This window comes from Rhizobium sp. 57MFTsu3.2, assembly GCF_012932765.1.
GTDB classification, from domain to species: domain Bacteria; phylum Pseudomonadota; class Alphaproteobacteria; order Rhizobiales; family Rhizobiaceae; genus Rhizobium; species Rhizobium altiplani.
This window is the reverse complement of sequence record NZ_JDWI01000062.1, coordinates 1-9,751: the sequence shown is the minus strand read 5'-3', so window position 1 is coordinate 9,751 and position 9,751 is coordinate 1. Positions and strand designations below refer to the sequence as shown.

The 9,751-nt window shown below is 57.2% G+C and carries 11 protein-coding genes and 1 pseudogene; 7 read left to right on the top strand and 5 right to left on the bottom strand.

Going from position 1 to position 9,751, the window contains the following annotated elements:
- Positions 1 to 312: transposase (locus AF71_RS30840; protein ID WP_210258451.1), on the top strand; the 312-nt coding region annotated here is incomplete at its 5' end.
- Between the two features lie 107 nt (positions 313 to 419).
- Here AF71_RS30840 and AF71_RS30835 read toward each other — a convergent pair.
- Positions 420 to 2,354: a PAS domain-containing sensor histidine kinase gene (locus AF71_RS30835; RefSeq protein WP_049809264.1), complete on the bottom strand. Its 1,935-nt coding sequence runs from the start codon at positions 2,352 to 2,354 to the stop codon at positions 420 to 422.
- Positions 2,355 to 2,581: 227 nt separating this feature from the next.
- On the opposite strand from AF71_RS30835, the pseudogene AF71_RS32080 reads away from it, so the two are divergent.
- From AF71_RS32080 to AF71_RS30820, 3 genes and pseudogenes are all read left to right on the top strand, one after another.
- Positions 2,582 to 3,004: pseudogene (locus AF71_RS32080) on the top strand (DUF3597 domain-containing protein).
- A gap of 264 nt (positions 3,005 to 3,268) precedes the next feature.
- Positions 3,269 to 3,448, top strand: a complete 180-nt coding sequence (locus AF71_RS30825; RefSeq protein ID WP_025662646.1) for a hypothetical protein — start codon at positions 3,269 to 3,271, stop codon at positions 3,446 to 3,448.
- 283 nt (positions 3,449 to 3,731) lie between these two features.
- Positions 3,732 to 3,944 (top strand): hypothetical protein, encoded by a 213-nt coding sequence (locus tag AF71_RS30820; RefSeq protein WP_162745734.1) that lies wholly within the window; start codon positions 3,732 to 3,734, stop codon positions 3,942 to 3,944.
- Between the two features lie 422 nt (positions 3,945 to 4,366).
- On the opposite strand, the gene AF71_RS30815 is transcribed toward AF71_RS30820, so the two are convergent.
- The 4 genes from AF71_RS30815 to AF71_RS30800 form a co-directional block, all read right to left on the bottom strand.
- Complete coding sequence (locus AF71_RS30815; RefSeq protein WP_169684490.1) at positions 4,367 to 5,380, bottom strand: DUF3618 domain-containing protein; 1,014 nt, start codon at positions 5,378 to 5,380, stop codon at positions 4,367 to 4,369.
- Positions 5,380 to 5,799: a phage holin family protein gene (locus tag AF71_RS30810; RefSeq protein WP_029792707.1), complete on the bottom strand. Its 420-nt coding sequence runs from the start codon at positions 5,797 to 5,799 to the stop codon at positions 5,380 to 5,382. Before AF71_RS30810 ends, AF71_RS30815 begins: the two co-directional genes overlap by 1 nt.
- Complete coding sequence (locus AF71_RS30805; protein WP_049809263.1) at positions 5,792 to 6,352, bottom strand: hypothetical protein; 561 nt, start codon at positions 6,350 to 6,352, stop codon at positions 5,792 to 5,794. The genes AF71_RS30810 and AF71_RS30805 overlap by 8 nt, the downstream gene beginning before the upstream one ends.
- Positions 6,353 to 6,667: 315 nt before the next feature.
- Positions 6,668 to 6,850, bottom strand: a complete 183-nt coding sequence (locus AF71_RS30800; protein WP_029792717.1) for a DUF3606 domain-containing protein — start codon at positions 6,848 to 6,850, stop codon at positions 6,668 to 6,670.
- Positions 6,851 to 7,078: 228 nt separating this feature from the next.
- Between AF71_RS30800 and AF71_RS30795 the strand changes: the two genes are divergently transcribed.
- The 3 genes from AF71_RS30795 to AF71_RS30785 form a co-directional block, all read left to right on the top strand.
- Positions 7,079 to 7,309 (top strand): hypothetical protein, encoded by a 231-nt coding sequence (locus AF71_RS30795; RefSeq protein WP_029792718.1) that lies wholly within the window; start codon positions 7,079 to 7,081, stop codon positions 7,307 to 7,309.
- A 551-nt stretch (positions 7,310 to 7,860) separates the two neighbouring features.
- Positions 7,861 to 8,763: a membrane protein gene (locus AF71_RS30790; protein WP_029792720.1), complete on the top strand. Its 903-nt coding sequence runs from the start codon at positions 7,861 to 7,863 to the stop codon at positions 8,761 to 8,763.
- Between the two features lie 266 nt (positions 8,764 to 9,029).
- The coding region (locus AF71_RS30785) for an IS110 family transposase (RefSeq protein WP_169683340.1) at positions 9,030 to 9,751 on the top strand (722 nt) is incomplete at its 3' end.

Below are 9,751 nucleotides of genomic sequence, written 5' to 3'. Positions count from 1 at the left end.
GGCCATAATGCTCCCGAAAGTCACAAGCTGAGGGTCTTCACCAGTGGCCAGAAGCGCCGTCTCACGCCCGCCATCAAGCGCCAGATGCGACGACGATCGGCGGTCGAACCCGTCATTGGACACCTCAAGAGCGAACACAGAATGGACCGGAATTATCTCGCTGGCGAACAGGGGGACGCCGTCAATTCCGTTCTGGCCGCCGCCGGATACAACTTCTCCCTCCTGCTGCGATGGTTCAGGCAACTTTTGTGTCTGTTCGCCGCACTCTTCCTCACGTTCCAGAGCCGACCGATGCCGCAACAACCTGCCTGAAAGCGAGTTCTTCACGATCGACTAAACAAGAGATCACGATGCCTTTATGGGCGGCGGGCGCAGCGAGTTGAGCCTGCAACACGGGCTCCTCGCCGGTGCGCGCCTCGCTATGGCTCGACCGCTTGCGAAATCGCCACGACCAGCTGTGCTTGTGAATAGGGCTTTGGCAATCGCGCGACTGTGCGATCCGCGCCTTGCGGAAGATCTGCATAGCCGGTTGCCAGTACGACTGGCAGGCCAGGCCACTTTTGCTCAATCATCCCTGCCAGCTGGGACCCGGTCGTTTTTGGCATCGCATGATCCGTAATCACGAGGTCGAAATTGCTGTTCTCGGAAAGAATCTTCAGCGCTTCCTCAGCGGATTGGGCAGGCGTCGTCGCATGGCCGAGATCCTCGATCATCAAGACTGCATTCGTCAAGACGAGTTGATCATCATCGACCACGAGAATATTGAGCGGTCTGTTGTAGGTATGGAGAATGGCAACCTTATCTTCTGCTTGATTTGTTTTCGCCACTTCGTGGATGCCTCCGGCCGTTGGAAGCCACAGCTCGGCACACGTGCCCTCGCCTTTGGTTGAGTGAAGGACAAGGCGTCCTCCGCTTTGCGCCATCAAGCCCTGGACCATGGACAAGCCCAGTCCTGTTCCTTTGCCGACACCTTTCGTCGTGAAGAATGGTGCCGTTGCGTTTGCCAGTGTTTCGTCGTCCATTCCCTCCCCATTGTCTGTCACTGACAGACAGATATAATCGCCGGGTTTCAACTCGCTGCGATCCCCGGTCGCAACCGAATGCCGCTTTGCCCCTATCGTGATCTCACCGTCCGACGAAACGGCATCGCGGGCATTGAGCGCAAGATTGACGAGTGCATTCTCCAACTGGTTCGGATCGCACTGAACGTTCGGCAGACCAAGGGGAAAATTCGTGTTGATTTCGATTGGGCCAAGCGACCGCCGAAGCATGTCCGTCATGCTTCGGACGAGATCGGGGATGTCAACCGGCTGCAATTCCAGTTCCTGTTTTCGGGAAAAAGCAAGAAGCCGTTGTGTCAGCGATGCTCCGCGCTTGGCGCCCTGTATGGCATTTTTGATCAATCCCGCCACGTCCTGCCCCGCGGCGGCTCGCTTTTCAGCAATCTCAAGGCTGCCGAGAATGGCCATGAGCAAATTGTTGAAGTCATGTGCGACCCCACCCGTTAACTGGCCGACAGCCTCCATTTTCTGAGCCTGAAACAGGTCTCTCTGCGCCTTGGCGAGGGCCTCCTCGACCTGGCGCTTTTCCGTGATGTCGCGAGTCACCTTTGCAAATCCAATGAGTTCTCCGCCCTCGGAGCGGATCGCATCGATGATGACGTTCGCCCAAAATCGCGACCCGTCCTTGCGCAGGCGCCATCCTTCTCGCTCGAACCGACCTTCGCGCTCTGCTATTTCAAGGGCTCGGGCGGGAAGATTTACCGCCTTGTCCTCGTCGGTATAAAACCGTGAAAAGTGCTGACCAATAATTTCTTCGGGCGTGTAGCCTTTGATACGTTGGGCCCCGACGTTCCAGCTCGAAACATATCCCTTGGGACTGAGCATGTAGATCGCGTAATCGGTGACGCCCTGAACGAGTAAGCGAAACTGCTCCTCACTGCGCCTGAGGGCCTCTTCTGCGCGCTTACGCTCTGACAAATCCCTTGTGATCTTGGCAAAGCCAATCAACTGTCCGTTGTCGCGAAGCGGGTCAATCACAACATGTGCCCAAAAGCGCGTGCCGTCCTTTCGAACGCGCCACGCCTCTTCCTCGAACCGCCCCTCCTGCGTGGCCAAATGCAATGCCCGCGCCGGCAGGCCCGCTTCCTGGTCCTCTGGAGTATAGAATCGCGAGAAATGCTCGCCGACAATCTCATCGTCCGTATACCCCTTGAACTTGTTCGCGCCGGTGTTCCAACTCCTGACATACCCATTGGGATCCAGCATGTAGATTGCATAGTCGCTGATAGCGTCCATCAAGGTGCGATAACGGTCTTGAACCACTCCGGGCGATGGACTGATCTCGGGACTCATCCTTTATCCTCGTTACATGTGAGCGAGTGGAACATTATTGCCTTAACTAAAAGATCGTCGTTTGGTTTCCAGCCGCAACTGAAAGTGTTCCGGACGCAAATTGGAAGAAGCAAAGGCAAGCTCGAATAGTGGCGAAGGCTGACGACAGGTTGATCAGTGTCCAGCTGCCATGGTGACGGAACAGGAGGCTTCCCGAGTGTTCGTCAAACCGGGATGTCATTGTGCCAGTGGAGGAAAAATTCAATGGTATCTTTGACCGTATAAGCCACGCACTACTCGGTAGCGCCCGGGACGCGCCTGCAAAGTCGTTTCCCGATACCGCTGCGCCTTCCAATTCTACGAGGTCGGATGAACTGGAAACGCCACCGCCTCCCGGTCCGGGGGCACCAATGTCAGACTAGATTTCCGAACGTCCTCCAATTGTCACCGATCCTGCGACAGGCGGGGCCGCAAGAAAGTCCGGACAACAGCTGGATTGGCGAGAGTGGTTCGTAGACCTCATGAAAGCAATCGGAATGGACGCCAGCATTCAGGAACGAAAGGAGTTGGCGACCGAGCTCGGCTTTAGCGGCGATAAGGATGACAGTGCAACGATGAACATCTTCTTGCACAAGACGCTGATGGGGAGGCTCGCGGAAAACGGCGGTTGAGTACCATCGGAACTTCTCGATTAGAGCGCGCCCACCAAGGGCCGTGCAGCCAGGGCGGAGGCCGTCGGTCGAATCGCCATGCCAAGACGTTTTCAAAACGTTGGAAACCCGAAACGCAATTTCGCCAGCGACAAGGGTCGCAGTTGCGATTGTTGATCCGCTTTTTTCGGTTTTTGTGAAGGAACAGACCGACAACCTTGGTGTTAGGTGGAACGAGACCGCTATCCATTGTCGGTCTCGCCATTCAACCAAGGAGTAGACGACATGGCATCGCAAGGCGGTTCTCACGAGCAGCACGTTAAGGCCGGCAAACAGAGCCATAAAAATTCTGATACGAAGCAGGCATCAATGACCCGCAATGATCAGGACAGCTCAGATCGCAGCAGCAAGGCAAGCGACCAGCGCTCCAAAGGAGGGCAGGGAAGTCACAAGGGCAAGCACTGACTGATGTCGAAGCCCGCGAACGAGCGGGCTTCACACTTCAGAGCCACATGCTGATTTCGACGGGGTCGCGGCTGTAGCCAAAATTTCGACGTCAAGGTTGGGGCATCGCCATTCGGTCAGGGATGACCGCAGCCGAGAAGTCGCCGTTTCGCACCGTTTCGTACGCAAGCAGACATAGAACCTGGAAGGCACTGCGAGTATAATGTGGCCGCCGGCTATCGGGTACCGGGCAAAGGCCGGTTGGGAGATCAGACGTGCTCTTGCCTCTGGTGGAGCGAGGGATGTGCCTTTCAACTTTCTTGACATGATGGACTACTCAGACCGCGAGTTCGAAGCCCTTGCCCAAGCCGTGAAATCTTGGTGCCAGTCCAACGACATCGACCCCGAAAGCGAGCGCGGCCGTGCGGCGGCCGCCGTGGCGATCGAACTATTCAACCGCAATCCCAACCTGAGCAGCAAGGACTTACAGCAAGCCCTGGCTGCCAGCTCTCCCTGAAGACCGACCGACGCGCCTTGGACTCAAACCAGTCCACGACATGTCCCTTGGACTGGTGCTGTTACGTCCCGTGGAGCCAGCATTCCTGATGACGTCCGATGATGATCGATCTTCACGAGTGGCGGAGGCAATCTGGATATGAACGACCTCGCTGACGCGAACGACACGACCCAGTGACCGCAAAATGGCTGGATGCTTTCTTTTGACGCCGTTTTCCCCTTGCCGGCTTGCCGGAGGAATGTGCTTAAAACGTCGGCAACCTTCCCGGCGACCAACGAAATAGCAGGCGCGGCGATCGCGTAGTCATGTGTTTATAGATTAAGGCATTGCAGGGATGACAGCGCCATCGCGGCTATGCGCCCTGTTCTTCTGAAATCCCTCCCGGCTATTGCTGGGCAGGCCCCACCCCGAAGCCCTGAAGTCTACGGCTGTTGGTGCGTGCCACTGCCCAAGCGGGCTTCGAAGGTCTTGACCTCATCGACCACCCGATCCTTGACCGCATCATGCACGTCGGATGCTGCTGCGAGCGCCTTGTCGTAGGCGTCGGATGCGATGGCTTTCCCCTCGGCAATAGCCTCGCTCGCCTGGGCAGTAACGGCTTCCTTTGCGGTGTCCGATGTCTCACCAAGCAATTCGTCTTCCGTCTCGGTATAAGGGAGCGCGGCGCCGATCGCGGCCCCGACCGCGAAAGCAAGTGCACCGCCAACCAACGGCTGGTCACGGAATTGGGTGAGGATGGCCTGGTTCAGTTTGCCTGCCTGTTCCTGGAATGCGCCAGTTGCGGACGAAGTTTTGTTTGAAAGCGAACTCGCGGCGTCTGACGCACGCGCGGTCATATCGCCCGCAATGCTTTTTGCTTGGTCCCACTTTTGCGAAGCCCAGCCTGACGCCTCGTCCAGCAAGGTGCCGGTTTCGTCCACTATCTGTGTGATATGCTTCCCGGTTCTGTCTGCAAAACCCCTGTAGGCATTTCCTGCATCATCCAAAAAGTGACCAGCGCGTCGCCCCGACTCGTCTGTCAGAGCTTTCACGCGTTTGCCAGTACTGTCACTAAAGTGACTGTAAAGGGCGCCATCGCTGACCTCAGGGGCGCTAATACGCCGAACAGCACCTTCGGCTTGGTAGAGCGGGTATTCAGGTTGAGCAAGCATTTGCGTCGGCTTCTCAATTGTAGGGGACGTCCCCTGCTTTGCCATGAGCCAGGCAAGACTTACCCCGATGAGAGCGACCGGAAGAGGGTTGGCCTTCAGGGCATTGCCGAGATTGCCGACATATTCGCCGCCACCGCTGTTTCTTGCATACGCAAGAACCTCATCGACGATTTGGCCGGGCGACATTCTTTCCTGGATTGCGTCCAGCCGATCCTCGATACGTCGACGATCGAGATCGATCTCGCGCTGGAGTTCGGCGGAATTTTTTTCTGAGGATGCGGCCATTACATTTTCTCCTTTACAACATCGACATCGCGGCGAATCGACGTCGTTGTGCGATCCAGCTTCATATTGGTCGCACGCAATGCGCCAATTCCACGCGAGACCATCGCGCAGGCAATCCCGCCGATAACAATCGCGACGAGCAATGCTGCAATCGCGTTGGCAGTTGGTTGAGCAATGCCTTGGGTAACCAGGAAGGCGGCAAGCCCCTGCAAAATTGCACTCAAAAGAACTCCGACTGCTCCGATTGCGAGAACAAGGCCGACGATCAGAACTTCAATTCCGTTAAGTGCACGCGACAGTTTCTCTGATGCTTCGGTCTTGGCGAGGTCGATTTCCTTGCGTAGCAAACCGGTAACATCGGCAACCAGGCCTCCAACCAGTTCTGACAGCGGCGTTGTATCTTCAGAGGTTCTAGCCATTTGGGCGACCTTCCTTGGTTATGGTGCGTTCAGAAGCGGCTTCGCCCTTGCCAACCTTCGTCGATCGGTTGGCCGTGGCAGTCAGAAAACGGCTGGCTGCGAGACCCGCAAGCGCAGCAGCGCTCAGAAATGCCAGTGGTTGCTTGCGACCGAAGTCCTCCGCCATCGTCGCAACCGCGCCGAGGTCCTTGCCTTCAAGATCCTTCGCAATGCGTTGAACGCTTTTGCCCATCTGCCTTGCATACCGTCCGATCTCACTCTGATCAGAGCCCTCGAGTTCCGAGCCAACCTTCTCCAGAACGCTGGCAATACCGCCTACCTGGTTGGCTACGAAGTTTTTCTGCTGCGAGACTGTTCCCCTTACCTTCTCGATCGCCATATCGGCTCCTTGCCGGACAGCACCCGTCACGGATTCGACATCGTCGGAAACCTTGTCTTTCAAAGTCTCGACGGAGATCTCTCCAACTGCAGGTTGGCTGGGGGATTGGGACACCGCCGCGGGTGTGGCCATCGGCCCCTGCCCGCTTTCTCGTGGGATTGGTTCGTTCGACATGGAAGCCTCCACTTATAGGATCAGATGCCCCCAAACCTTGTCGACCGACGTTTGTTCCGTTCGAAGTGATCGCCAATGCAACGCCGCATTTCCTATGGCCGAATGCGCGGGAAAATTTCGCCATCAAAGGCGAAAGAGAAGCGTCCTGGCTCTTGGGAGTGCAGTGCAACTTGGTGTGATCCATCCCTTCCAACGCAGCGGTCCGCCCCCCCTCGTCAAGCAGCGTTGACGCGGCCGGACCTCTCTCCTCGTTGGTCATCGGCACGCGCTCCCCGATATACGCCATCGATCATTGGCACTTTTTGTATGGGTCATTTACTTGAGTCTTGATGCCGCCTTGTCGGCAGCATCGCGATCTGGCCCGTGCCGCATAATGATGCGTTTTGCATCTTCGCTGGAAATCCCGTGCTTCTTCGCGAAGTAGGCAACTTCATAAGGTTCGCTTGCGGAAGCGCGACTGCGGTCAACCTGACCCCGCTTCGATTTGTCGTCTGACATTACTTTCTCCTCTGGTGCGGAGGCGGAACGCACAGAGGAATCCAATGTCCCTGCTGGAAAGGCACTTGCTTGGCCATCCAGCCGAATTCAGTCGGACGGTCGGCAGCCTAGCGCCGGCAAAGGCGCCGCGCAGGCGTTTTTGCCATTGAAACCCTGCTTCTGGCGTTCCTGAACTCGAGCCTTGACACCAGAGCTTCCTGTGTCACCTTGGCCGAAGGGGGAAACGACATGTTGGATATCGGCACGGGATACAATTTCACTCTGATTGAAGGCACTTCGGACGGATGGAACGAGGTTCGGTTCACCGAGCGTGTGGCTGATATCGACGGCCCTCTCCTGAAGCTTGAGTCCGGCCGGATCATCAACGCGCATTCTTCATTGTTCTTTTCGGCGGTCCCCGTGACCATGCTCGCGTCGGCTTCGCCGCCAGAAACGGCTGATGCCGGCACAACAGTCTAACTCGCGCCAATTTCGCCGCTTGTAAAACACGGGCGAAAAGATCTCGCCGCAGAAAATGGACAAGTCGGCCCGCCTCATGCGGCGGCCCTGACGTGACACATGGACGGCTCCAGTGTCACGATCCCGGCAAGCTCAGCAACCGTTCCCACAAGCAACCAAGGCTACCATTCAGGATCATCGAACTTCGCGGCGGCTGAGACCAGAATAGCGATCGGCCGGGCTAGCAACGCCTGTTCGGCCGCCGCCCAGTCCGGCAGGATAAGGATCCCTCCCCTTGCCTTTCCCTCAATCGCAGTGGGCGCCGGCATACAGCCGTCAACGGTGGTCTCTTCACGGAGCTGCGAACGCTCAAGCGCAAGCATCTCGCCCTTGCCGGGCGGGCAACGAGGTTAACTGGTAAAGGGAACAATGTCTGGGGCGTAGCGTTCGAAGCGTGCAAGAGTGTCTTATGAAAGGTTATTCAGATGGGTCGAGGTATTTTACTCTGGCTTCTCGGCATCCCACTGCCGATCGTTATCCTGCTCGTCCTCTTCATGCGGTAGGAGGCCAGAATGTCTCTAAGCGAAAGTAAAGTAACTGACGTTCTCCCGGTCGAGTCTCCCACGTCTGCGCTCGCCTGGGGTCCAATCATCGGCGGCGCCGTTGCTGCGACGGGAATCACACTCATTCTCCTTTTGGTAGGATCGGGAATGGGCTTGACGATGGTGTCGCCGTGGTCTGGCGAAAACAGCTCGGCCGCAACGGTCGGCGTGTCCGCAGCGATCTGGCTCGTTGTTGTTCAGTGGCTATCTGCTGCCCTCGGAGGATATCTTACGGGGCGACTTCGAACGAAGTGGGCTGCGGCTCACACCGACGAAGTTTTCTTTCGTGATACCGCCCACGGCTTTCTCAGTTGGGCTTTGGCAACGCTGTTCGTGGCAGGGTTTCTGGCGTCGTCCTTGACGTCCCTTGCCGGAGCAGGGGCGAGCGCTGTGGGCACTGCTGCCAATACGGCGGGCATCGCAGCGGGGGCCGCTAGCGCGGTTTCGCGTGACGGAACCGACCTTTCAACGTCCTACTTCACCGACGCGCTGCTTCGGCCTCAACAGGTCACCCAGCGGGCGCGTGAAGAGGATGGAGCGGCAAGCGCGGAAATCGCAAGAATTCTGCTGCAGGGAGCGGCGCGGGGCGAGGTGCCAGATAACGACAAAACCTATATCGCCAGCATCGTCGCAGCACGCACCAATCTTTCTGAAGCGGATGCCCGTGCCAGAGTCGACGCAGTTCTGAAGCAGATCGAGGATGCCAAGGTCGCAACTCAAGAAGCCTTGGACAAGACGCGGAAGGCAGCAGCCACCACTGCCCTTGTTGGCGCCCTGTCGCTATTGATTGGAGCCTTCATTTCCTCTGCTGCCGCGGCGTTGGGTGGCAGGCAGCGCGACGAGGAAGAAGACCTGGTCGCCACCCGATATTGACCTTCAATCTCCGTTGGATTCAATTGAGAAAGTGTGCCGCCAGGAACGCTTTCTCGGTACCAGATCGTAAAAGCGCGACTGGTGTCGTCCTGTGAAAAGCTGGACGTTTGCAAACCAATATCGTGTTTCCAACCCGGAGGGATGTGCTGCCGGAGTATCAGCACCGTTTGCTCGCTCGCTCCTGTTGTGTTGGGGTGGATGGCTCCTAACGGCATCGCAATGTGCCAGAATGAGTTCGTTGAAAGCTCAATCGAAGGAAACCGTCCGTGGAAGAGATTATCCGAATTGGCATGGATACGTCAAAGAGCGTTTTCCAATTGCATGGCGTGAACGCAGTCGAGCAACCAGTCCTTCGCAAGAAGCTTTCGCGTAGGGAGATGGTGAAATTCTTCGAGAAAACGCCGCCGACTACCATCGCACTCGAAGCCTGCGGAGGTTCTCATCATTGGGCGAGGCTGTTAGGTTCGTTCGGTCATGAGGTGAAATTGATCGCGCCTCAATTGGCAAAGCCCTATGTAAAACGCGGCAAGAACGACGCGGCGGACGCAGAGGCTTTGTGTGAGGCGATGAGCCGACCCACAATGCGGTTTGTGCCGGTGAAGACTGCGGACCAGCAAGCGGCATTGATGCTGGTCGGTTTGCGAGAGAGACTCATTCGCAATCGAACGCAGCTCGCCAATGCCATCCGCGGCTTTGCCATGGAGTTCGGCATAGCCGCAGCCAAGGGCATGTGCCGCATCGAACCGTTGCTCGAGCGGATTGCGGCTGATCAATCCCTGCCTGCATTGGCCCGCGAGCNTTTTGCCATGCATGGCGTTGAGTATCGCGACTTGCTTGCCGAAACGAAGGCGGTCGAGGAAAAACTGACCGCGTTGCATCGCTCCGATGAATGCAGCAGGCGCCTGGCCCAAATTCCGGGTGTCGGGCCGGTCGGCGCATCGCTTTTGATGATTAAGACCCCAGATCCGCGGCTATTTAGATCTGGTCG

Coding starts and splice junctions, on each gene's coding strand:
- AF71_RS30805 (WP_049809263.1), bottom strand. CDS start 6,352: ATGTCGAACGAACCAATCCCACGAGAAAGCGGGCAGGGGCCGATGGCC.
- AF71_RS30825 (WP_025662646.1), top strand. CDS start 3,269: ATGGCATCGCAAGGCGGTTCTCACGAGCAGCACGTTAAGGCCGGCAAA.
- AF71_RS30810 (WP_029792707.1), bottom strand. CDS start 5,799: ATGGCTAGAACCTCTGAAGATACAACGCCGCTGTCAGAACTGGTTGGA.
- AF71_RS30815 (WP_169684490.1), bottom strand. CDS start 5,380: ATGGCCGCATCCTCAGAAAAAAATTCCGCCGAACTCCAGCGCGAGATC.
- AF71_RS30790 (WP_029792720.1), top strand. CDS start 7,861: ATGTCTCTAAGCGAAAGTAAAGTAACTGACGTTCTCCCGGTCGAGTCT.
- AF71_RS30800 (WP_029792717.1), bottom strand. CDS start 6,850: ATGTCAGACGACAAATCGAAGCGGGGTCAGGTTGACCGCAGTCGCGCT.
- AF71_RS30795 (WP_029792718.1), top strand. CDS start 7,079: ATGTTGGATATCGGCACGGGATACAATTTCACTCTGATTGAAGGCACT.
- AF71_RS30835 (WP_049809264.1), bottom strand. CDS start 2,354: ATGAGTCCCGAGATCAGTCCATCGCCCGGAGTGGTTCAAGACCGTTAT.